Here is a 21,393-nt window from a genome sequence, read left to right on the forward strand (position 1 = left end):
AGCCTCGCTGTTATGAAGCCACTGACCGAGCGGGAGATCCGCTCCGCTTTCGTGAACTGCACCAAGGGCGAGGCGACGCGGATGAACGTCCCGCACGATCTGGCCGACCGCCCCTGGGACGACCTGGACTTCTTCGGCTGGCGGGACCCGCAGGCCCCCGACCGCGCGTACCTCGTCGCCGAGGTCGACGGCCGCCTCCAGGGGATCGCGCTGCGCTCCTCGCACGCCGCGTCGTGGCAGACCCGGCGCAGCATGTGCTCGATGTGCGTGACCACGCACACCGGCGGTGTCTCCCTGCTGGTCGCGCCGAAGGCGGGCAAGGCCGGGAAGCAGGGCAACTCGGTGGGCGCGTACATGTGCAGCGACCTCGCCTGCTCGCTCTATGTGCGGGGCAAGAAGGACGCGGGTATCGGCGCGCGGCTGCACGAGACGCTCACGACCGAGGAGAAGATCGAGCGGACTCTGGCCAACGTCGCCACGTTCCTCGCGAAAGTCACCGCGTGAACCATTCGCCGCGCCGACCCGGCAACCCATCGTCTCGTCGCGACCACTAGGGGCTGGACCGGCGCCTGCCGGGACGCGACGAGACGATCCGGGAGACCAGGATGAGACGACCCATAGCGCTGCGACTCTCCGCGACGCTGACCGCGGCGGCCCTCGCCGGCGGGGCCGGTGTGGCGCTGTCGATGCCCGAGGCGTCCGCTGCGGCGGCCGGCGCCACCGGTTACGCCAGTCAGAACGGGGGGACGACGGGCGGCGCGGGCGGGCAGACCGTACGCGCCACCACCGGCACCCAGATCCACCAGGCCCTGTGCGGCCGGGCCGCCGACGACACCCCGATCACCATTCAGGTCGAGGGCACGATCAACCACGGCAACACCACGAAGGTCTCCGGCGACAGCTGTAACACCGCGGCCGGCGTGATCGAGCTGAAGCAGATCAGCAACGTCACCATCGTCGGCGTCGGCAGCGGTGCCGTCTTCGACCAACTCGGCATCCACATCCGCGAGTCGAGAAACATCATCATCCAGAACGTGACGGTCAAGAACGTCAAGAAGTCCGGCTCCCCCACGTCCAACGGCGGCGACGCCATCGGCATGGAGAAGGACGTCCGCAACGTCTGGGTGGACCACGTCTCCCTGGCGGCCTCCGGCGGCGAGTCGGAGGGCTTCGACGGGCTCTTCGACATGAAGAACAACACGCAGTACGTGACCCTCTCGTACAGCACGCTGCGCAACTCGGGCCGCGGCGGCCTGATCGGCTCCAGCGAGAGCGACCTGTCCAACGGCTTCGTCAGCTTCCACCACAACCTGTACGAGAACCTCGACTCGCGCGCGCCCCTGCTGCGCGGCGGCACGGCCCACATCTACAACAACTCGTACGTGAGCCTGAACGAGTCCGGCATCAACTCGCGGGCCGGTGCCAAGGCCAAGGTGGAGAACAACTACTTCAAGAACTCCAAGGACGTCCTCGGCACCTTCTACACCGACGAGGCCGGCTACTGGCAGACCAGCGGCAACGTCCTCGACAACGTGACCTGGTCCGCGCCCGGGGACGAGAACAACCCGGCGGGCGCCGCCATGAAGTCCACGACCACCGTCTCGGTCCCGTACTCCTACACGCTCGACAAGGCGAGCTGCGTGCCGTCCATCGTCAGCCGGACAGCGGGCGCGGGCAAGGGACTTCAGGTGTCCGACGGCACCTGCTGACACCGCGGGCCGATCACGGACGCGCCACGCACAGTTCGGCCCCGCCCGCCCGGGCCCCCTCCGCGGCGGCCTCGGTCAGGGACGCGTCCGTGATCACCGTCTGCCGGGGCGGCCCGGCCGGTTGATCCCGGCCGGGCGCGGCGTCGGAGCCGACGCGGCCTCGCACCACGCGCACCTCACGGACCTCGCCGGACCGCATGCCCTGCCGTCGTCACAGTCGTGCCATAGCCCCCGCTTTCCTCTTGCCCTGCCCGCGGTGCTGATCGTTAGAGTTGACCAGCGCATCGTGAGTTCGACGGGGAAGGGATGCACGGGGGATGGGTTACACAATTCCGGGCTGGCTGGACGATGTCCTGGACTTCATCGGGATCAACTTCCCGAACGTCGACGAGGACGACTACCGTGAAATGGCCACCGCCATGCGGGACTTCGCCGACAAGTTCGAGGGGCACGGCGGCGACGCACACAAGGCGTTCTCGCGGATCCTGTCGTCGTCCGAGGGCTGGGCCGTCGACTCGATGGAGAAGCACTGGAACCAGATCAAGGCGAGCCATCTGGAGAAACTCCCCGAGCTGGCGCGGCTGTTCGCCGACGCGTGTGACGTGCTCGCGGACATCATCTTCGGGATGAAGACCAAGGCCGAGATCGAACTCGGCGTCATGGCGGCCTCGGTGGGGATCTCGGCCGGGCTCGCGGTCGTCACCGGCGGGCTCTCCGCGCTGATCGGCGCGGCCGAGGTCACGGCGATGCGGCAGGTGGTCAAGCGGATCATCGACGAGGCCGTGGACCGGATCGTCGACGAGGTTCTCGCCAAGATCACCGAGCCGATCAACGCCAAGCTGGAGACGATGGTCGAGGACATGGTCCTCGACCTCGCCGAGGGCGCGTTCACCACGCAGACCGGCGGAGGAGACGGCAAGGGCGGTCACGGCGGCCTGCACCTCGCCTCGGCCAGCGGCGTCAGCGGGTCGGGGGCCAAGGTCACGCATATCGACCACTTCGAATTCGAGGACGGCGCGGGGAAGGTCACCACGCACGGCAAGGAACTGCACCTCAATGCCACCACGCATCTGACGAAGGCGAAGGCCGCCTTCGGCCGGAGCAAGGGCAAGGACCCGTTCACCCAGGCCTTCGACAGTGTGCTGCACGGTGCCCTCAATGGCTCGGAAAAGGCGCTCTCCAAGATTTCGAAACATGTTGCCGAGACCGTCCCCGACCGGGTCAAGGCCGCATCCAAGCTGCACAAGAACAAAGACCACGATGTCCGCGACAAGGTCAACCACATCGAAACCAAAAAAGGCGCCGATGCGGAACAGCGGACTTATCTGCTGCACGCCGACGGAACGATACAGCGCATTCATCCGGACGGCAGTACGGGAAAACTGGACGATCACGACCGGCTACGGCTCGATGGGATCGCGAGGCCGGACGGTTCCTTCTACATCCCGAAGACGGACAAGGAGAAGGCCGACTTTCACGCCGACAGCGAGCACAAAAAGCGTGTCGTGTCGAAGAAGGTCTCCCCCTATGGCTACGACCTCGCGGAGGCCACCCATGCGGCCCGCAAATCCCGCGGCGACACCAAGGGAACCAACTACGCCGCCGGCCGGTACTTCGACAGGGAGGGCCGTGAATCCGTCCTCGTCGGCTACAGCAACAAACTCGGCCACTCCGAGCGGATGATCGGCCGTCCACTGATCCATGCCGGACTCCAGGACGGCCTGACGGAAGTCTTCAGCTCACGTGAGCCCTGCCAGAAGAACCCGGTCTGCGCGCGATGGCTCAGCTACCACTTCAGCGACAACCTACAGGTCACCCATGCGGCAGACTATTACGACGCGAATGGAAAGACGACGAACAAAGAACACGCCGCCTATGTAAAGAATTTGAAGTCGATTCTCAGTCTCTGAGCCTGTTGTAGGATGTGCCCGTGAACTTCTCTGTGACGCCGACAGGAATGATTGAAGCCTACGGTCTGGAAGACGTGGTCTTCTTTCCGCAGTACGCGACTGCGAATGTCGAACCGAACGCAGGCAGCCTGCTCGCTCTGGTGGGCCTGCCGCACTCCGATGTCTTCTCCTCGCGCATCGACCCGGAGGACCCTTACGCCCCGGGGTTCGATCCCGTGGCGCTGGGGAGCCGCTTCGACCATTATGGCTTTCCCTGCCCCCAGGAGAGTCGATCGTGGTGGATGCTGGGCAATCTTTTCACGTCGCTCATCGCATTCGACCCGCAGTCCGGGAAGGTGTACGCGTTCCCGGAGGGGGAAGAGGGATACATTCTGCTGCACCGGGATGTCGAATCCTTCCTTTTCGCGCTGATCGAGTTCCGCAAGCTCGAGGTCGACCACGAGAACGAGGCGTTCGAGCCCGAGGAGCTGGCCGAGCGGTTCAGGCGGGTGGTCGGAGAGTTCGACCCCACGCCTTTCGCCGACGAGGACTCCCAGTGGAACCTGTCGCTCCAGGAGCTGGAGGACGAGATGTGGTGACCGGCGCTCCTCGCGCACGGACCGGGCGGCTCCGAACACGGCGCCGCCGCGGACCCCGGCAACGCCGTGGTCCCGCACCACCCGACGCGGCCGATTGTCGTGCGAACGCCCTTTACACTGCATCGCCCCATTGGCATGGTCATGCCCTCATCTGCGCGCCTGTCGCGCACCTCTGGGGGGACCATCATGCTGACCCGTCTGCTCAAGCACGTCCCGCACGGCAGACTCAGATCCACCGGCCTCATAGCCCTCGCGCTCGCCGCCGTCATCGCCGCGCTGCTTCCGCTGACCGGCGGCGGCCTGGCCACCGCGAGCATCGGCTCCGGGCTCGCCGGGGCTCCCGACCCCCGGCACCCGATGGCAGCGCCGCACGAGACGGTGGTGCCGGCCGACGCCATGGAGCCGTCCGCTCCCGTACTCCCGCGGGACGGCTGGACCGTGTCCGCGAGCGACGCGGAGACGGCGTCCGAGGACGGGCGCGCCGTGAACGTGCTCGACGGCAACGCCGCCACCATCTGGCACAGCAAGTGGAGCGGCACCGCCACGCCACTCCCGCACACCCTCACCGTCGACATGCACCGTACCGCTGTCGTATCCGCACTCGTCTACCAGCCGCGCACCAACAGCGCCAACGGCAGGGTCGGTTCCTACGTCATCCAGCTGAGCGCCAACGGTACGAGTTGGGGTGCGGCCGTCGCCTCCGGCACCCTCGGCGACGACGCGACCGCCAAGACCCTAAGCTTCGCCGCGCAGGGCGCCCGCTATGTGCGGCTCACCGCCACCAGCGAGGCGGGCAACCGCGGCCCCTGGTCGTCGGCGGCCGAGATCAACCTCCTCGGTGATCCCGGATCGCCCGCCTCCGTGGTCGACCTGGAGCGGACGGGGTGGACCGCGACGGCGAGCGACGAGGAGGCGGGCGGCTCGGCGGGCGTCGCCGCCAACGTCCTCGACGGCGATCCGGACACCATCTGGCACAGCCGTTACTCCGGCACCGCGCTGCCCCTGCCGCACAGCATCACCCTCGACCTGAAGAGCGCCCGCGACGTCTCGGCCCTCACCTACCAGCCACGCAGGTCGGGCACCAACGGCCGCGTCGGCGCCTACACCGTCACGACCAGCACGGACGGCGCCACGTTCGGGGCGCCCGTCGCGAGCGGCACCTGGAAGGACGACGACACCGTCAAGGGGGCCACCTTCTCCCGCACCGTCAGCGCGCGTTACGTACGCCTGACGGCGACCACCGAGGCGGGCGGGCGCGGGCCGTGGTCCTCGGCGGCGGAGATCCGGCTCAGCACCCCGGCGAACCCGGCGACCGCCGGCTCCTGGGGCCGGGTCACCGGATTCCCGCTGGTGCCCGTGGCCACCGCCTTGTTGCCGAACAACAAGTTGCTCGCCTGGTCCGCGTACGGCGTCGACCGCTTCGGGGGCAGCAACGGCTACACACAGACCGCGATCATGGATCTCGGCACCGGGACCGTCACACAACGGCGCGTCGACAACACCCGGCACGACATGTTCTGCCCCGGCATCGCGGTCCTGAAGGATGGCCGGGTGCTGGTCACCGGCGGCAGCAACGCCGAACGGGCCAGCCTCTACGATCCGGCGACCGACACCTGGACAGCCACCGCCGACATGAACATCGCCCGTGGCTACCAGGCCATGACCCTGCTCTCCAACGGCGACGCCTTCGTCCTCGGCGGCTCCTGGAGCGGCGGCCAGGGCGGCAAGGACGGCGAGGTCTGGTCGCCGGCCACCGGCACCTGGCGGGGGCTGCCCGGCGTACCGGTGACCACCACCATGACAGCCGACCCGGCGGGCCCCTACCGCGCCGACAACCACCAGTGGCTGCACGCGACTTCGGGCGGCCGGGTCCTCCAGCTGGGACCGAGCAAGCAGATGAACTGGATCTCCACCCAGGGAGACGGCTCCGTCACCGCCGCCGGAACACGCGCCGACAGCGCGGACGCCATGAACGGCAACGCCGTCGCCTACGACATCGGCAAACTCCTCACCCTGGGAGGTGCGACCGCGTACGAGAACACTACGGCCACCCGGCGCGCCTACACGGTCGACCTCAACGGGGGCGGTACCCCGGTGGCCGCGCGCACCGGCGACATGGACTTCGCGCGCTCCTTCAGCAACAGCGTGGTCATGCCGGACGGCAAGGTCGCCGTGTTCGGCGGGCAGTCCTACCCCGTGCCGTTCAGCGACGCGACCTCCTCGCTCACACCGGAGATCTGGGACCCGGCGACAGGCCGGTTCACCCGCATGGCGAGCATGGCCGTGCCGCGCAACTACCACAGCGTGGCCAACCTGCTGCCCGACGGACGCATCTTCTCCGGAGAATGCGGTCTGTGCGGCGACTGCGCCACCAACCACGCCGACGGGGCCGTCTTCACACCGCCCTACCTGCTCAACGCCGACGGCACCGAGCGCACCCGCCCGGTCATCACGGGCACCGTGCCCGCCCACGTGGCCGACGGGGCGACCGTTCCGGTGACCACGGACTCGGCGGTCACCTCGTTCGCCCTGGTCCGGGCGGGAGCGGCGACCCACTCCACGGACAACGACCAGCGGCGCGTGCCGCTCACCTTCACCCGGGACAGCGCGACGTCGTACACCCTCACCGTCCCCTCCGATCCGGGGGTGGCGCTGCCCGGCAGCTATCTGCTGTTCGCGCTCGACTCGGCCGGGGTACCGAGCAAGGCCCGGACGGTCAGCGTGGGGTGACCGCGCGCGGGCCCGGCCCGCGACGTTCCGCGGCACCTCAAGGGGATCAGGACAGGGCGTCCGGCGGGCAGAATGGCCCCATGACAAAGCTGCCGGTACGGTCGTCGGTCCGTCGCCCCTGCTCTGGTTCGGTGCTGTCCTTGTGGTCGCGGGACTCCGTACTGTCGATCGGCTCGGTAGGTTCGGTGCTGTCCGTGGGGTCCGTCGGTTCGGCCCTGTCGGTCGGCTCGATCGGAAGTGCCCTGTCGGCAGGCTCGATCGGTTCTTCCCTGTCGCTGATCTCGACCGGGTCGTGGCTGAGTACGGGGTCCTTGTTCTCGGCGCACTCGCGGTGGTCGGTGCTCTCCTGGCGCTCCTCCCACGGCTTCCTGGCCGCAGGAGCGGCAGGGGCCGCGATCGGAGGCGCTCTGCTGCTGACCCGGAGGGCGCGCCCGGACAAAGCCCTTACTGTGCACGGGCGTTGATCCCGGACGCTCGTGGGTGGGAAGGGGCATCGCTCTCGGCCGTCATGGGCCGGACCGGTGCCCCTCCCCTTCGTCCGCGGTGACTTCGCTCAGGCGCGCTGGAAGAACTCCACCTCCGCGAGGGCGATGCCGCGCCCCTTCGTCAGCCCGGCGGGGGCGTTGAGCGTCAGACGGATCGTCGTGACGTCGCTGATGCCGGCCTGCAACGTCTGCGGGCCCGGCTTGTCGCTCAAGGTGAACTGTTCCCGGTGCACGTCGCCGTCCCGCGTCGTCATCTCGGCGTCGATACGCAGCGCACGGGCCTGGCGCGCGTACTCCTCGGCCGACTTCGAGGCGCCGTTGGTGACGATCAGGTCGACCAGCCGGAACGGTGTGCCGAACGTGTACGTGACCGAGGCCCCTGGACCGGGCACGGCCCAGTACCGGTTGCTCAGGCCGTCGGTGCTGTCGGCCGCGGGATGACCGGGCAACTGGGCGGTGGCGGTGACGCCCGACGGGGTCACCGCCTTGGCCTTGCCGAGCTTGTCCCGCGTGTCCTCGATCAGATGGCGCCCCGCGGGGAGCAGGAGGAGAGCGCCGACGCACAGCGCCAGGACGACGCCGAGGACGACCAGCAGCCGGACCATACGGCCCGAGCCGGCCCGGGTCCGCCGCCGGAACGGCCACACCGTCCGCCACCACGGCAGCCGGGCGGCTGCGACGGGCGCGGTCAGCGGCGCCGCGCACCGGCGGCAGAAGCGACGGCCCGGCTGGTTCGGCGTACCGCAGACCGGGCACGGCACACCGGACGTGTCCTCGTCCGCGCGGGCGGCCCGGGCCGCCGGGCGCGGGGCGGCCGCCTTGGCCGGCTTCACCGGCTGCGGCGCGGGCGCGCGGGGCGGGACCTGCGGCCGTACCGGAGCCGTGGGAGCCGGGGCCTGCGGCCGTACGGGTGCGGCGGGGGCCGGGGGCGCGCTGTCCGTCGCCTCCTGTGCGGGGGCGGGGCCGGGGAGGGTGCCTGGCGTCGGGCCGGGCCGCGAGGCGGCGTCCGTCCGGCGGACGGAGGGCGGTGCGGACGGCACGGCGGACGGCGGGGCGGTGTCGGTGCCCGCCGCGTCCGAGGGGCCTTGGGGCGGGCGCCCGGTGCCGGTGCCTGTGGCGGCGCCGGTTCGCGAGTCCGGCGGGGTCGCGGGCCGCGGCGCGCTGTCCGGGGTGCGGGACGGCGCGGCCGCGCGGGCGGCGGCGGGCGGCAGGGTCGCGGGCGCGGAGTCGCCACTCGTCGGTGACGGCAGGCCGAGCGGCCCTTCGCCGTGCGGCCGCCCGGCCGCCGGCCCTCCGGCAGCCGACGGTCCGCGGCCGGATCCCTCGGCACCCGCCTCCGCCTCCGCCTCCGCACCCGCTCCCCGGCTCGGCCGCACGGTCGGTTCCGGGCCAGGCGGTTCGGTAGGGGCGGCCGTCGTGGCGGGGGCCGGGTCCGGCTCCGGGCCCGGGTCCGGGTCGGCGGCGGGTGTCCGGGGCGACCGGCGCGAAGCTTCCTCGTCGGACCAGCCCAGATAGCTGCCGCAGTTGCCGCAGAAGTCGTCCGTCTCCCCGTTGGACGCCCCGCAGGCAGGGCACTCGCGCATCAGGTCACCTTCCGTCGTCGGCGGGCGGCCCGGACAGGACCTCCAGCCGGTACGCCATGTGCACCGGGCACAGGGCCCGGAGGAGTTCGTGGACCCGGTCCGCCTCGACGGTCGCTGTCCGGTCGGGCCAGACCCGGACCAGGACCTCGGCGGCCGGGGCGGGCGGCAGTGCGGCTCCCGCGGTGCGCGACCAGGCCGCTCCCCCGCCGCCGACCACGTCCGCGCCGACGCCGAGCACCACCCCCAGCGCCTCGGTCAGCCCGCGTGCGGTGCCGCGTCTGCGGTGCAGTTCCATCGCCCGGACCGTCGCCTCGCGGCGCAGTTCCAGCGGGCGGCGCGGGTCGTCGGCGGCGCCGACCCACGAGGCGAGCCAGGCCAGGAAGTCGGCCGGGGCCACCCGCGGGTCGAGGTAGGCGGGCAGGTTGTCGAGGGTGGCGAACACCGGTGCCAGGACCGTGTCGAGCCCGGCCGTGAACCGCTGCGCGAAGTCGTCCTCCGCGTACAGGGCGGGCAGTTGACCGCCGATGGGATACCGGCTCGGCAGGCCGGGAACAGCGGCGCGGCTCATGATCCGGCCCCCGGCTCCGCGGCGGTGACGACCACTTGGTGCTGGTACGAGAAGACGAGGGTGCCCGCGCCGATGTCGATGCGGTCGGCCGGAGAGCCGCGCCGCCCGGTGATCGGATCGGCGGCGAACAGCCGGATGTCCTCCACCAGGACGTCCCCGACGGCGCGTTGCAGCACCCCGAACACCTCCCCGTACTGCACCGGCCGCCCGAACGGCCAGCCCATGCCGTCGGGTCCGCCGTGCAGCGGGTTGAGGTGGCGGAACAGCGCGGCAAGGGCCGCCGTGCGGACCCGGTCGACGTCGGCTGCCGGGGCGGTGAGCCGGGCGACGACGGTGACGCCCTGGTAGACCGGTGGCTCCACGACGAGCCGGGTGCCGATCAGCCGGCGTTCGTCGAGGGCCTCGGTGATCGTGGCGAGGACCTGGTCGGAGGGGATCAGCTGCTCGAAGCGGAGCCGGTCGTCGCCCTCGTCGGCGACCGCGTCCGGCACCACCAGGACCCGTACCGCGCCCGGTTCGTCGGCGGCCGGCAGACAGCGCGCCCGCCGGACGGAGGGCGCGGCCTGGCGGGCGATGATCTCGTGGTCCTCCGCGGTCACCGCGCGCTCCTGCATGCGCAGGGCCTGGGGGGCGCGCAGCCTGGCGTTGGCGACGGTCTCACCGGCGACGCCGCCGTGCGCCGCCTCACGGTTGTCGACCCGTGCCACGTAGGGGACGGAGCTGCGCAGCACGTTGATCGCGCCCCGGGCGACGTTGCCGGCCGGGCCGCCGCCGGTGCGGTAGCGGGCCACGCGCACCTGGGCGCCCTTCGGTGGTACGGCGCCGCAGGAGCGGAGCGTGCCGTCGGCCTCACGCAGCACCGGCGCGAACATGAACTCGCCGGTGGAGGCGTTGACTTGTACGTGCGTGTCCCCCGGTCCCGAATGCCCGAAGTGGTCCACGACGTCCCAGCGCCGCCATCCCTCGGACGTGGACACCTCCACCACCGGCGGCTCCCCGTCGAGCAGCACGGGCGGCCGGTCGAGGCGGAAGGACTGCCCCGCGACGCCCTCCGACGCGCCCAGCGGCACGTCGACGACCGTCTCCGCGTGCTCCACGCGCACGGTGCCGCCCACGGTGAACACGGCGGCCTCGCGCACGGTGGGCGACTCGGAGTAGAACGGCTGGCCCGGCTCCGGTTCGACGACCCGGCAGCGCAGCCAGCCCGCACGGGCACCGCCGATCACCGACGCGGTGTGCCCGGCCGGGACGTACACGATGATCTCGCCCGGCCGGTTCAGACCGCCGGTGGAGTCCTCGCCGGTCTCGCACCGCTGCCAGCGGCCGCCGTCCCACGCCTCCCACACCAGCGGGGGCTGGCGCGGGTCGACGCCGACGCCCTCGACGCGGCTGTCCAGGCGCACCGCGACGATGCAGCGCGGCGTCGCCGTCGGCAGCCCGAACAGCAGGGCGTCGCCGGGTTCGGGCGTCGCCTGGAAGCAGGGCACGTCGAGGCCCTCGCTGAGCGCGTTGGTCCTGTCGGTCTGCTCACCGCTGCGCGGCGCGGTCACCAGCCGCACCAACTCACTGGGCACGATGGGCAGTTCGCGTACCGTGGCGAAGACCACGGCGTCCTCGTCCTCCCCCGCGGCCGTGGTGACCTCGGTGCCCGCGGTCACCGTCACCAGCTCCGGTTGCGGGGCCGACAGCCAGAAGTCGATCTCGGCCCCGGCGGCGGCGGGCGGGAACAGCTGGATGCCCAGCAGGTCGAGGAAGGCCAGGTAGTTCTTGTCCGGGACCCGGTTGAGCCGGTACAGCAGCTGGTCCACGAGGTAGGCGAACGTCTCGATCAGGGTGACGCCCGGGTCGGACACGTTGTGGTCGGTCCACTCGGGGGCACGCTGCTGCACGTACCGCTTCGCCTCGTCGACGAGCTGCTGGAACCGTCGGTCGTCCAGGTTCGGGGAGGGCAGGGCCATCAGTTGCCGACCGCTTCCTCGGCCCCCTCCTCCGAGGGGATCGTGTAGAAGGGAAAGACCAGGTTGCGCCGGTCGTTGGTGCTCCGCACGGTGTAGTGCACGTCGATGTAGAGCGTGCCCGCGTCCACCGAGTCGAAGGCGACGACCACGTCGTCCACGCCGATCCGCGGCTCCCACCGCTCCAGCGCCTCGCGGACCTGCTGGGCGACGCGCCCGGCGGTGGCGCCGTCGCCCGGCGCGAAGACGTAGTCGTGGATGCCGCAGCCGAACTCCGGGCGCATGGGCCGCTCGCCCGGCGCGGTGCCGAGGACGAGCCGGATGGCCTCCTCGATCTCCCGGCTCCGGTCGACCATGGCGATGCCCCCGGTGGGGCCGACCCGCAGCGGGAACGCCCAGCCGCGGCCGATGAACCGCTCGCTCACAGCACGCCTCCTATCTCCACGGTCAGCGCGCCCGGCAGGATCTGCGCGCCGCACGCCGTCTTGTCGCCCATCCGCGCGGCGGGCAACCCGCCGATGAGGACGGCGCCCCGGGTGAGGGCCGCCGGGTTGGGCAGGATGACGTTGGCCGGGCCGAGCGCGGCGTGCGGCACGATCGGGCAGACGTGCAGGCTGCCGACGACGGCGGCGGGCAGGCCCCCGATCAGCACGCGTGCCACGGCGGTGGCGGCCGGGGGCGGCGCGGTGGTGATCCGGCCGCCGTGGCTGCTGGGGTCGCCGGTACGGGCTGCTGCGGGCATCAGGGCTCCTTGTGCGGGGGACGGGTTCGGGTGCGGGCCGGGGCGCGGTCAGTTGATCTTGATGAGCTTCGCCTTGAGGATCCCGAGCAGCCCGCCGTCGATGGTGGTCTCCGTCCGTCCGGTCACCGCCACCTTGCGGGCGGTGACGTCGACCGAGGACTGGCCCTCGATGTTCACCCTGCGTCCCTTGATGTTGACGGCGCCCCGGCCCGCGTCGAGGGTGATGCCGTCCTTGTCCATGACGAGGGAGGTCGCGGCCTGCTTCGCCGTGCGGTAGACGGTCACCTCGATACGGTCCTTGCGGTCGTCGAGGCGTACTTCGAGGCGGCTGTCGCCGGTCGTCAGGCGCAGCCCCGACGGGCCGGGGGCCGGAGCGTCGAGCAGCTCCACCCGGTGCCCCGAACGCGACACCACCGAACGGCGGTTGACCTTCCCGCTCGTCTTGTCGATGAGCGGGACGTCGTGCGGCGACGGCTTGTCGACGCCGTTGTAGAGGCCCCCGATGACGTACGGGCTGTCGAGCAGGCCCTGTTCGAACCCGACGAGCACCTCGTCGTTGACCTCGGGGCTGACCACGCCTCCCCCGCCCTTGCCGCCCCACTGCACGGTCCGCACCCAGTCGGTGACGTAGGTGTCGTCCAGCCAGGGGAACTTGAGGCGCACCGCGCCCCGGTCCGAGCCCACTGGTTCCTCGCGCACGTCGGTCACCACGCCGATCGCCAGGCCGGGGATGCGCGGGCCGCGGCCCGGCGCGTTGGCGCCGGTCACCAGGCCGGTCAGCGAGCGGTCCGGGCTCGTACTCACCCACACGGTCGTCCGGTAGCCGCCGTGCGGTTCGATCACGTGCTGCACGGCCGTCGTCGTGTACCGCCCGGAGAACGCCTTGCCGACGTTGCCCAGCGCGATCGGCTTCCCGGCGCGCAGCAGTGGGTTGCCCTCGACGACCACCTCCAACTCGGCGAACCCGGACGCCACTTGCTGCGCCGTCGCGCGCGCGACGGCCGTCGTCTCGGCCAGCGTGCGGTACGGGGTGTCGGTGACGGTGATCTGGGTGGCCTTGCCGAACCGGTTGACGGTCGCCGGGTTGAGGCCCGGCACCACCGTGCCGCTGACCATCGACGCCTGCTCCGCGATCAGCGGCCGTTTGGTGGTGACGTCCCAGCCGCGCACCTGCACCTTCGACGCGGCGTCGGCGGTCGTCAGCGCCGCGCGCAGCGCCAGCAGGTTGCGCCCGTACTCAAGGACCATCGGGTCGGTGGTCGCCGATGTCGTCGGCGCGGGCGCCCCGGACGCCTTCACCGGCCGCGTGAACTGCAGGACGCCCTTGTCGTCCACGCGCACCAGCGCGCCGCACTCACCGGCCAGATACTGCAGGAAGTCCCAGTCGGACACGTTGGCCTGCGAGAGCTGCTTGTGCGTGACGGCCGGCGCCTCCACCTTGCCGACGGCGAGCCCGGCGCCCGTCGCCACCTTCCGGATGATCGCGGCGGTCGTCATGTTCCGGTACGCCACCACCTTGCGGCCCCGCTGAAGCCGGTGCGTCTTGGAGTACGCCCGTACGACGGTGAAGGTGCCGGTGCTGTCCCGGTCCAGTTCGAGGGCGGTGACCTCCCCGTTGAACAGCCGCTCGCGCGCCCGTCCCTTCACGGTCATCACCGACACCCGCAGCGGTGTCCCGATGGTGATGCCGGTCGCGCCGAGGAACTCGTGGCCGTCGTCGCGGAAGGCGAGCACCGCCGTGTCCGGCAGGCCGACGTTCTCGTCGACCACGCAGCTCACCAGTTGCGCCGCCCAGGTCGGCGGCAGTTCGCCGGGTGCCTCGACGATCGGGTCGGCCGCGAACGACCGCCCGTCGCGTGCCTCGGGTGTCGTCACGACTCCTCCTCGTCCCACGCGTCCCGCGCGCCCGGTACCACCAGCTCGGTGCCGGGGACCAGCGCCATCGGGTCGTCGATCTCGTTGGCCTCCGCGATGGCCCGCCAGGCGGTGGCGTCCCCGTACTCCCGCCAGGCCAGCAGCGCGAGGCTGTCGCCGGCCACGACCGTGTGCGTACTGCGCGCGGTGCGCGAGCCCGAGGTCGGGTTCTGTCCCGGCGGGTCGACGCTCGCCTCCTCGATGGAGAGCGAACAGGTGGCCCGCAGCGGCTTCCCGTCCACGTCGAAGAGCGTGTACGACACGGACAGGGAGGCCATCACCCCGTCGAACGACGTGGTGCGTGCCGTCCCCCACTCGAACCTCACCCACGGGCTGGCCGGCTTCTTGCGTCCCAGGCTCGCCGGGGTCGGCACACACGCCTTCATCAGCTTCTCCACCGCCTGCTCCACGGAGTTGTCGTGGGTGGCGGTGGCGTCCAGGAACACGTCGAGGTTCAGGCTGCGCGGACCGCTGCCGACGAACTCCGGCAGCGCCGACTCGCCGGCCATCCGGGACGGCGTGCGCCGCCACTCGGTGGACTTGCTCAGCGCGAGCGTCGACGGGTTGAACTGGAGGTTCAGCCGCGCGATCGTGCCACCGGGCCGGGCCCCAACGGAGGCCGGCGGCTCCTTCAGGGTGAGCTGAGCCCTGGCGCGGCTGGCGCGGCCCGCTGGGGACATGGTGGACGTTCCTTTCCGGATGGGTGCGTACGGGCTCGCGCGTGAGGTCCGCCCTTCGGGGGTCGGGTCAGGAGGGCGAGAGGCCCTCGTGGGCGATCTCCAGCGTCTCCACCGCCGCAGCGGAGTTGGCCGGGTCGAACGACGGCCCCTGCCAGCGCACCGGCACGATGCCGTAGACCTGCCAGCTGATGATCCGGCTCAGGTCGGGGCGGAGCGCGACGATCTCACCGTCCTTGGGCTCGACCTTGCGCAGGGTCTCGTCCAGCCAGCGGGCGATCTTCGCCGTGTCGGCCGTGACGGGCCGGGTGAGCGTGATGTTCGTCCAGGTGACCCGGCCCGGCAGCTGCCAGGTGAAGCCGTTGTTGCCGCCCTCGGCGTAGCTCTCCATCTCGACCTCTGCGCCCATCCCGGAACAGGTGTGGAAGGCGCCGAGGTCGTTGCCGCCGATGGCGAGCCGGAAGAACACGCTCGTCGCGAAGATGTTGTCGGTCATGCGTCCGTCCGTCGTCCGTTCCTGGTGCGGTACTGCTCGTCTGGTGCCTGTACGCCCGCGCGGGCCCGGCTCGCTCAGCGGCGGCCGTCGGCGGGCCTGCCCGTGCGTTCCCGGCCGCGTCGTAATTCGGTGCGCAGCAGGCGGGACACGGGATCGATCAGCCGCCGCGCCAGGTCGTCCAGGTCGACTCCGGGGGCGGGCGAGGTCTGTGAGCCGGCGGAGGCGGTGGAGGCCCGCTTCCCCGTCGCGGCCGACGCCGATGTCTGCGTGCCCGCGGCGGTCGTGGTGGTCGTGGTGCCCTCGGTGGCCGTGGTGCCCTTGGTGACGGTGGTGGTCTTGGCGGCGGTGGTGGTCTTCGTGGTGGGGGCCGCGGCGCCGCCCGCGCCCTCGTGGTGTGCCGGGGTTCCGCTGTCCCGCTGGACGACCCGCGCCGTGGGACGCACGACGGGCACCGGCCCGGCGGCGGCCTCCTGCGTCTGCCGTGCCGTGAAGGAGGGCTGCACCGTGGGCAGTTGTGCCTGCGGTGCGGTGACGGGCAGCGCGCGGGCCGGTCCGGACGCGGGGCCGGGCCCCGGGTTCGTGACGACCGGCTGGACCGCGCGTGCGGCCGAGGCGGGGCGTACGACATGCGCCGGCGCGGCACCGGGAGCGGCGGTGCGCTGGATGTCGGCCCGGTGCGGACGTGCGCCGCCGGACGGTGTGCTGTCGCCGCGCGGCGGCTCTCCGTCGCGGGGCCAGCGCGCGGCGACGACGGGGCGCCCGCCCGCGCGCGCGGCGGGCGGGGTCGCGACGGGCGCGGCGAGGGTGCTCACGGCGAGCGGACGTGCGCCCAGGAGCTGCACGGTCGGCCGGATCACCCGGGGCGCGCCGGTGCCGGGGGCCGCGCTGTGTGCGGTGCCGTGTGTGGTGCCGTCCACGGCGCGTGCGACGACCAGGGGGGTCGGCCCTGCCGGGTGGGAGGCGCCACGGGTGGACACCACCGGCTCCGGGCGCCCGGCCGGTCCCCCGAGGGGCGTGGCCTGCGTGCCGTGCGGGGTGGTGTGCGGGGTCTGCGTGGCCGTTGCGTCGTGTACGTCGTGGGTGAGCGCGCTGCGTTGTACGAGCGGGGCCGGCGCGCCTGGGACGGCCGGCCCGGCGGCGATCGGTCCGGCGGCGGTCGGTCCAGTGGTGGCCTGCCCGGTGGCGCCTCGTCCGGTGCTGGTCAGGGTGGCGGCGGGCGGCTCGCCCGGAAGGTTCGACGCCGGCGCGTCCACGGCTGGGGACCGGCCCAGCAGCGGGGCCTGTGCCTGGCGGGCCTGCTCCGCCGGAACGCGTTGGACGGGCGTACGGGGAGGGGCGACGGCGCGGGCGTTCGCACCGGGGACCTCGGCGCTCGCCGGGAGCGCGGACAAGGGGGCGCCGAGACCGGTACGGGCCCGGGACCGCTGCGGTTGCGCGGAGGACCCCGGGCGGGCGGCGTCCGGGGAAGGAGCTGGCCGCGTGCTCTGTCCGGCGCCGGTCGCGCTCGGCGCCCGGTCGGCAGCGGCGTCATCGGTCCGGCTCTGCACGACGGGCAGCGCGGAAGGCCCTGCGGAACCCGATCCCGAAACGGGCTCACTTGTACGCAACGGCACGGCCGTCGAAGGGAGTTGGGCCAGCGGGGCACCCAACGGGGGTCGGCCGGAGCCGTGCGGCGCGGGCCCGTCCGTCCGGCTCGGGGCGGACGGCCGTGCGGGCTCCTGCACTGCTCCAGGCACCGGCTTGCCAACGGAGGCAGGAGCGGAGGCGGGGGCGGCGGCGGCGGCGGCGGCGGCGGGGCGTACCGCAGGGATGCGCCGCGCCGGAACCGCCGTGCTGCGGGCGACGACCAGCGAACGGCCCGAGGGACCCGCGCGGACGGCCGGCGCGGGCTCGGCCCCACCCGTCGTGGAGACGGCATGGTGCGCATCGGTGTTCATACGCCGGACGCCAGGGGTGGGCGTAATTCCCCTCTGCGGGGCCCCAGTTGCCGTGCGGGACGCCTGTTGCGCCGGGCGGCGTCCGGGCCCGGGGGCCGTCTGCGAAGAGGCCGCTTCGGCGCGCGCCTCCGGCACCACCGCGATCCTGCGCACCAGAGGGAAACGGACGGGTGCCACCGGTGCGGCCGGGAGAGCGTCGCCCGGCGCGGCTGTCCGCTGCACGGCGGCCGGAACCGAGGCGCCCAGTACCGCCGGAGACTCTCCGGCCACCAGGGAGCGCTGAGCGGATGCCACCGCACGGTCGGGAGCAGGCGCGGCCCGCACCGAACTGGCGCCTCGACCTGAACTCTCGTCATCCGGCGCGGACTTACTGGGCCCCTGCGAGGCGCGGGATGCTGTACGCGGGGTCCCCGTTCCGGTGCCGGCATCGGTGTCTGGGCTCGTCCGGCCCGTGCTGTCCCCCTGCGCCCGGCGCTGCACCTGCGGCTGCGCGTGCGGCAGAGGGGCCGCCTCCGAACGCGGCGCGTCGGTGTCGGCCCGGCGCTGCACCTGGGGCGGTTCCCGCCGCGAAGCCTGCGGCGGCAGCGCCTGCGCCCGGTGCGCGGAGTCAGCCGCACCCGCTTGCGCCCGGCTGCTGCGAGGGCCCTTCCGCGCCCGCGCCGGGTCCTGGCGTTCGGGCTTCCCGGAGCCGGGCCCCGCGGCGCCGGGAGACGGGTTCGGCGTGGACGCGTTGTCGCCCGGCGCCCGTTCCCCGGCTCGCGCGCGGCGCTGGACCTGCGGCAGGGGCTGCTCCCGGGGCGCCGCCGGGCCGCCGGTGCCGACGGGACGCGCGGAGGCAGGGTCCGGCGTGTGCGGGGTCTGGCCTCCACCCTGCGGGACGATCCGCTCGCGCCGCGCCTGCGGAAGCGTAGAGGAGGACGAGGTGGCGGAGGTCGAAGAGGCTGAACCAGACAGCTCAGCAACGGAGTTGGCCTCCCCTCCGTCCGGTGACAGCGCGCGCAGCAGCAACGGGCCGCCACTGCTGCGCTCGGCGCGAGCCGCACCTGTGGCCGGGCGCGTGACCCCGCTGACGAGTCCGGTGGGCGCCGAGGGCAGCACACCGTGGGCGAGCCCCGTGTCGAACGACGGGTCGCGCCACGCCGCGAGCCCCGCGCGGAAGACCATGCCGTCGCTGACGGCCAACGGGGAGCGGGAGACCGTGAGTTGAGGTGGGCCTGCGTGCCGCCACCCGCCGTCCCAGCCGCCGGGCACGCCGGAGCCCCGCTCGCCCGGCCCGGCGACGGCGCCGGGCTCGGAGTCGGGTCCGGGGCGCCGCGCGGCCGGGCTCACCGGTCCGGCGGGCCGCCCCTTGCGACGCACCCTGTCCCGCCATGCCATGCGTTCAACCGCCTTCGTTCACGCGGGTGTTGATCCGGGCGATCTCGGAGACCCACTGCCGGCGTTCGCCGTGGGTCAGGTCGAGGATCTCCTCGCGGGGCCAGTGGAAGTGGTAGGCGATGTACGCGATCTCCTCCCGCAGCCGGGGGAGCGCGTACGTCACGATTCCCCCAGGCGCCCACCCGAGAGGTCGACCTCGAAGCCGCCCTCGCAGTGCGGGCACGTCACGGCGGCGCGGGTGTGTCCCTCGCTGTTGACGCGGCGGTAGAAATCCTGGAGGAACGCCACGTCGGTGGCGTACATCCGCTCCACGACCCCGGCGTGCACATCGGTGACGGTGCCGATCCGGGTGATCACCTGGCTGAGCAGGACGACGCTCAGGTACGCCGGGTTCTCCTTGACGCGCAGGTCGATCTGGGGCCGCAGTTCGTCGCGGGCCGTCGCCAGGCGCATCGCGCCGTGCCGGTGCACGGTGCCCGCCTCGTCGACGTACCCGCGCGGCAGCTCGAACTCGAACTCGGTCCGCAGCCCGTGGTCCCGGCCGGGGGCGGGCGCGGGGGCGGCGGCGGGGGGCTGGGGGGCCACCGCTCCCGTGTCCGTCGCGGGCGCCGTGGCCTGGAGGATCTCGTCCAGGTTGCCCGCTGTCACCGTACGGCGCCTCATTCGACGACGATCTCCTCGAACACGATGGTCACGGACTCCGTGGCCGCGGAGGACTCGCCCGCCTTGAGGGAGGGGCCCTCCCACTTCGACGCCCAGCCCTGCATCAGCTGGATGCGGCGGACGGTCTCACCGGTGGAGTCCTTGATCTCGATGGTGAGGTTCTGCCGTGCCGTGTCGACGGCACCGTTGTTGAGGGTCTCTTTGATCCACTTGGTGAACTCGCTGCTCTGGTCGAGTCCCCGGGTGATCGTGATCTCGCCGGCCTGCCGGGCGCCCGGCTGCTTGCGGATGATCTGTTTGCCCTCCGCGCTGACCTGGCGGACCTCGACGACCTCTTCCTCGACGGTCAGGCCGCTGATCTCCTGGATCGACTCGACCAGGTAGCCACCGAGCTGCACGCCGAAGATATGGGTGGAAAGAGCATCGCCCTCTGCCATGACTGTCTGTCACCTTTCCTTGCTGTCCTGGAGGTTGCTTGTCCGGCGGGCCTGCGTCACTCGTCGACGAGGCTGGTGCTGTCGGAGAACTGGGCGAGCCGGAACACCACGAACTCGGCGGGCTTGACCGGTGACACACCGATCTCACAGACCACACGGCCCTGGTCGATGGATTCCTGCGGGTTGTTGTCGCGGTCGCACTTCACGTAGAAGGCCTCCGCGGCGGTCTGCCCGAACAGCGCGCCCCGGCGCCATTCCTCGGTGAGGAACGCGCTGACGTTGCGGCGGATGCTCGACCAGAGGCGGTCGTCGTTCGGCTCGAACACCACCCACTGGGTGCCGAGGAGGATGGACTCCTCCAGGTAGTTGAAGAGGCGGCGCACGTTCAGGTAGCGCCAGGCCGGGTCCGAGGAGAGGGTGCGCGCGCCCCAGATCCGGATGCCACGGCCGGGGAAGGCCCGTACGCAGTTCACGCCGATCGGGTTGAGCAGGTCCTGCTCGCCCTTGCTGAGCCGCAGCTCCAGGTCGACGGCGCCGCGGATGACCTCGTTGGCCGGGGCCTTGTGCACGCCGCGCTCGGCGTCGCTGCGCGCCCACACACCGGCGACGTGACCGCTCGGCGGGACGATGGTGTTGTGCCCGGCGGCCGGGTCGAAGACCCGCACCCACGGGTAGTAGAGCGTGGCGTAGCGGGAGTCGTAGCCCGCCTCGTCGTTGCGCCAGGTGCGGACCGCCTGCGCGGAGAGGCCGGGCGGTGTGTCGAGGACGGCGACCCGGTCGCCCATCTGCTCGCAGTGCGAGATGACGGCGAGCTGCACGGTGCGGACACCCTCGTCGTCGATGTCCCCGCGCTCGAAGGCGCTCATCAGGTCGGGGACGGCGACCATCGTGATCTCGTCGATGGTCTCCAGACCGGAGAACCCGGTGCGGGAGTCCGCGTCGCCGACGTACTCGGCCGGGTCGAGCCTGGCCACTTCGCCACCCGCGACGGGGGCGGGCGCGGCCGGCGCGTCGGGCACCGCCACCGTCTGCGCGGCGGGCCTGCTCTGGGTGGCACCGCGCTGCTCGGTGACCTCGATCAGCTTCGAGGCGCGGGTCTGAGTGAGCAGATAGCCCTTGACGTTCTTGCGCAGGGAGGCGTCGTACGTCTCCACCACCTGCTCGCCCTGGCGCACAAGCACCTTGAAGCGGTCCTCGGGCGGGTTCTCCCCGTCGGGGTCGGCGATCTCCACGGAGACACCGCTCACGCCGGGCCGCGCCGCGACGAGGAAGCCGCCCAGCTCGACGCCGCGCGCCACGGCGTGGTTCTGCCGAACGGCGGCACCGTCCACGGCGGGTGCGGAGGTGTCGTCGGCAGAGCCGCCGATGCGCACGATGTACGCGGCGCCGCCGCCGTTGGCGAAGAAGCCGTACACCGAGTGCGGCAGGTACGTGCCCTGGGTGAAGCCGCCGAAGTGCCGGGTGTACTGGTCCCAGCTCGTGACGAGGGTCGGTGTGTGGAACGGGCCGTCCTCGGCGAAGCCGACGAACGCGGCGACGGCGGTGCCGACTCCTTCGATGGGACGAGCACCGGACTGCACCTCCTCCATGTAGACACCTGGGGTGAGGTACGTCGGCATGCTCGCTCCTTCA

20 protein-coding genes and 1 pseudogene are annotated in these 21,393 nt (G+C 72.2%); 7 read left to right on the plus strand and 14 right to left on the minus strand.

What is annotated here, in order from left to right; all coding sequences use genetic code 11:
* Positions 1–12 precede the first annotated feature (12 nt).
* Complete coding sequence (locus ACZ45E_RS02790; protein WP_468215600.1) at positions 13–504, plus strand: FBP domain-containing protein; 492 nt, start codon at positions 13–15, stop codon at positions 502–504.
* 101 nt (positions 505–605) lie between these two features.
* A pseudogene (locus ACZ45E_RS02795) lies at positions 606–1,706 on the plus strand (pectate lyase family protein); the annotation flags it as partial.
* A gap of 16 nt (positions 1,707–1,722) precedes the next feature.
* Here the strand turns inward: ACZ45E_RS02795 and ACZ45E_RS02800 are convergent.
* Positions 1,723–1,884 carry a hypothetical protein gene (locus ACZ45E_RS02800; protein WP_468215602.1) on the minus strand — a complete coding sequence of 54 codons (162 nt, stop codon included), beginning with the start codon at positions 1,882–1,884 and terminating at the stop codon, positions 1,723–1,725.
* 142 nt (positions 1,885–2,026) lie between these two features.
* On the opposite strand from ACZ45E_RS02800, the gene ACZ45E_RS02805 reads away from it, so the two are divergent.
* From ACZ45E_RS02805 to ACZ45E_RS02820, 4 genes are all read left to right on the plus strand, one after another.
* Positions 2,027–3,619, plus strand: a complete 1,593-nt coding sequence (locus ACZ45E_RS02805) for a WXG100-like domain-containing protein (RefSeq protein WP_468215604.1) — start codon at positions 2,027–2,029, stop codon at positions 3,617–3,619.
* A gap of 20 nt (positions 3,620–3,639) precedes the next feature.
* Positions 3,640–4,197: an SUKH-4 family immunity protein gene (locus ACZ45E_RS02810; protein ID WP_468215607.1), complete on the plus strand. Its 558-nt coding sequence runs from the start codon at positions 3,640–3,642 to the stop codon at positions 4,195–4,197.
* A 186-nt stretch (positions 4,198–4,383) separates the two neighbouring features.
* The gene (locus tag ACZ45E_RS02815; RefSeq protein ID WP_468215609.1) at positions 4,384–6,927 is read left to right on the plus strand and encodes a discoidin domain-containing protein; all 2,544 of its coding nucleotides are present in this window, start codon (positions 4,384–4,386) and stop codon (positions 6,925–6,927) included.
* Positions 6,928–7,007: 80 nt separating this feature from the next.
* Positions 7,008–7,391 carry a hypothetical protein gene (locus ACZ45E_RS02820; protein ID WP_468215611.1) on the plus strand — a complete coding sequence of 128 codons (384 nt, stop codon included), beginning with the start codon at positions 7,008–7,010 and terminating at the stop codon, positions 7,389–7,391.
* Positions 7,392–7,480: 89 nt separating this feature from the next.
* Here the strand turns inward: ACZ45E_RS02820 and ACZ45E_RS02825 are convergent, their stop codons facing one another.
* From ACZ45E_RS02825 to ACZ45E_RS02865, 9 genes are all read right to left on the minus strand, one after another.
* Positions 7,481–8,995, minus strand: a complete 1,515-nt coding sequence (locus tag ACZ45E_RS02825; RefSeq protein WP_468215613.1) for a zinc ribbon domain-containing protein — start codon at positions 8,993–8,995, stop codon at positions 7,481–7,483.
* A 4-nt stretch (positions 8,996–8,999) separates the two neighbouring features.
* Positions 9,000–9,563 carry a phage tail protein gene (locus tag ACZ45E_RS02830; RefSeq protein ID WP_468215615.1) on the minus strand — a complete coding sequence of 188 codons (564 nt, stop codon included), beginning with the start codon at positions 9,561–9,563 and terminating at the stop codon, positions 9,000–9,002.
* Complete coding sequence (locus ACZ45E_RS02835; RefSeq protein WP_468215617.1) at positions 9,560–11,521, minus strand: putative baseplate assembly protein; 1,962 nt, start codon at positions 11,519–11,521, stop codon at positions 9,560–9,562. Before ACZ45E_RS02835 ends, ACZ45E_RS02830 begins: the two co-directional genes overlap by 4 nt.
* Positions 11,521–11,943, minus strand: a complete 423-nt coding sequence (locus tag ACZ45E_RS02840; protein ID WP_468215619.1) for a GPW/gp25 family protein — start codon at positions 11,941–11,943, stop codon at positions 11,521–11,523. Before ACZ45E_RS02840 ends, ACZ45E_RS02835 begins: the two co-directional genes overlap by 1 nt.
* Complete coding sequence (locus tag ACZ45E_RS02845; protein WP_468215621.1) at positions 11,940–12,260, minus strand: PAAR domain-containing protein; 321 nt, start codon at positions 12,258–12,260, stop codon at positions 11,940–11,942. Before ACZ45E_RS02845 ends, ACZ45E_RS02840 begins: the two co-directional genes overlap by 4 nt.
* A 48-nt stretch (positions 12,261–12,308) precedes the next feature.
* The gene (locus tag ACZ45E_RS02850) at positions 12,309–14,135 is read right to left on the minus strand and encodes a VgrG-related protein (RefSeq protein WP_468215624.1); all 1,827 of its coding nucleotides are present in this window, start codon (positions 14,133–14,135) and stop codon (positions 12,309–12,311) included.
* Positions 14,132–14,854, minus strand: coding sequence for a CIS tube protein (locus tag ACZ45E_RS02855; RefSeq protein ID WP_468215626.1), 723 nt, complete (start codon positions 14,852–14,854; stop codon positions 14,132–14,134). The genes ACZ45E_RS02850 and ACZ45E_RS02855 overlap by 4 nt, the downstream gene beginning before the upstream one ends.
* Before the next feature lie 67 nt (positions 14,855–14,921).
* Complete coding sequence (locus tag ACZ45E_RS02860; RefSeq protein ID WP_468215628.1) at positions 14,922–15,347, minus strand: phage tail protein; 426 nt, start codon at positions 15,345–15,347, stop codon at positions 14,922–14,924.
* Positions 15,348–15,421: 74 nt separating this feature from the next.
* Positions 15,422–16,738: a DNA polymerase III subunit gamma/tau domain-containing protein gene (locus tag ACZ45E_RS02865; protein ID WP_468215630.1), complete on the minus strand. Its 1,317-nt coding sequence runs from the start codon at positions 16,736–16,738 to the stop codon at positions 15,422–15,424.
* 1,468 nt (positions 16,739–18,206) lie between these two features.
* Here ACZ45E_RS02865 and ACZ45E_RS02870 point away from each other — a divergent pair.
* Positions 18,207–18,491 (plus strand): hypothetical protein, encoded by a 285-nt coding sequence (locus ACZ45E_RS02870; RefSeq protein WP_468215633.1) that lies wholly within the window; start codon positions 18,207–18,209, stop codon positions 18,489–18,491.
* Positions 18,492–18,665: 174 nt separating this feature from the next.
* Here ACZ45E_RS02870 and ACZ45E_RS02875 read toward each other — a convergent pair whose 3' ends face one another.
* Genes ACZ45E_RS02875 through ACZ45E_RS02890 form a run of 4 tightly spaced genes read right to left on the minus strand, consistent with a single transcriptional unit; the run spans position 18,666 to position 21,380 of the window.
* Positions 18,666–18,824, minus strand: coding sequence for a DUF6760 family protein (locus ACZ45E_RS02875; RefSeq protein ID WP_468215635.1), 159 nt, complete (start codon positions 18,822–18,824; stop codon positions 18,666–18,668).
* Positions 18,821–19,324: a hypothetical protein gene (locus ACZ45E_RS02880; RefSeq protein ID WP_468215637.1), complete on the minus strand. Its 504-nt coding sequence runs from the start codon at positions 19,322–19,324 to the stop codon at positions 18,821–18,823. The genes ACZ45E_RS02875 and ACZ45E_RS02880 overlap by 4 nt, the downstream gene beginning before the upstream one ends.
* Positions 19,321–19,761, minus strand: coding sequence for a phage tail protein (locus tag ACZ45E_RS02885; protein ID WP_164560583.1), 441 nt, complete (start codon positions 19,759–19,761; stop codon positions 19,321–19,323). The genes ACZ45E_RS02880 and ACZ45E_RS02885 overlap by 4 nt, the downstream gene beginning before the upstream one ends.
* 56 nt (positions 19,762–19,817) lie before the next feature.
* Positions 19,818–21,380, minus strand: a complete 1,563-nt coding sequence (locus ACZ45E_RS02890) for a phage tail sheath family protein (RefSeq protein WP_468215640.1) — start codon at positions 21,378–21,380, stop codon at positions 19,818–19,820.
* Between the last annotated feature and the right edge of the window lie 13 nt (positions 21,381–21,393).

Source organism: Streptomyces sp. NPDC030991 (assembly GCF_055571235.1).

Coding starts and splice junctions, on each gene's coding strand:
- ACZ45E_RS02790 (WP_468215600.1), top strand. CDS start 13: ATGAAGCCACTGACCGAGCGGGAGATCCGCTCCGCTTTCGTGAACTGC.
- ACZ45E_RS02805 (WP_468215604.1), top strand. CDS start 2,027: ATGGGTTACACAATTCCGGGCTGGCTGGACGATGTCCTGGACTTCATC.
- ACZ45E_RS02815 (WP_468215609.1), top strand. CDS start 4,384: ATGCTGACCCGTCTGCTCAAGCACGTCCCGCACGGCAGACTCAGATCC.
- ACZ45E_RS02820 (WP_468215611.1), top strand. CDS start 7,008: ATGACAAAGCTGCCGGTACGGTCGTCGGTCCGTCGCCCCTGCTCTGGT.
- ACZ45E_RS02825 (WP_468215613.1), bottom strand. CDS start 8,995: ATGCGCGAGTGCCCTGCCTGCGGGGCGTCCAACGGGGAGACGGACGAC.
- ACZ45E_RS02830 (WP_468215615.1), bottom strand. CDS start 9,563: ATGAGCCGCGCCGCTGTTCCCGGCCTGCCGAGCCGGTATCCCATCGGC.
- ACZ45E_RS02835 (WP_468215617.1), bottom strand. CDS start 11,521: ATGGCCCTGCCCTCCCCGAACCTGGACGACCGACGGTTCCAGCAGCTC.
- ACZ45E_RS02845 (WP_468215621.1), bottom strand. CDS start 12,260: ATGCCCGCAGCAGCCCGTACCGGCGACCCCAGCAGCCACGGCGGCCGG.
- ACZ45E_RS02855 (WP_468215626.1), bottom strand. CDS start 14,854: ATGTCCCCAGCGGGCCGCGCCAGCCGCGCCAGGGCTCAGCTCACCCTG.
- ACZ45E_RS02860 (WP_468215628.1), bottom strand. CDS start 15,347: ATGACCGACAACATCTTCGCGACGAGCGTGTTCTTCCGGCTCGCCATC.
- ACZ45E_RS02880 (WP_468215637.1), bottom strand. CDS start 19,324: ATGAGGCGCCGTACGGTGACAGCGGGCAACCTGGACGAGATCCTCCAG.
- ACZ45E_RS02885 (WP_164560583.1), bottom strand. CDS start 19,761: ATGGCAGAGGGCGATGCTCTTTCCACCCATATCTTCGGCGTGCAGCTC.
- ACZ45E_RS02890 (WP_468215640.1), bottom strand. CDS start 21,380: ATGCCGACGTACCTCACCCCAGGTGTCTACATGGAGGAGGTGCAGTCC.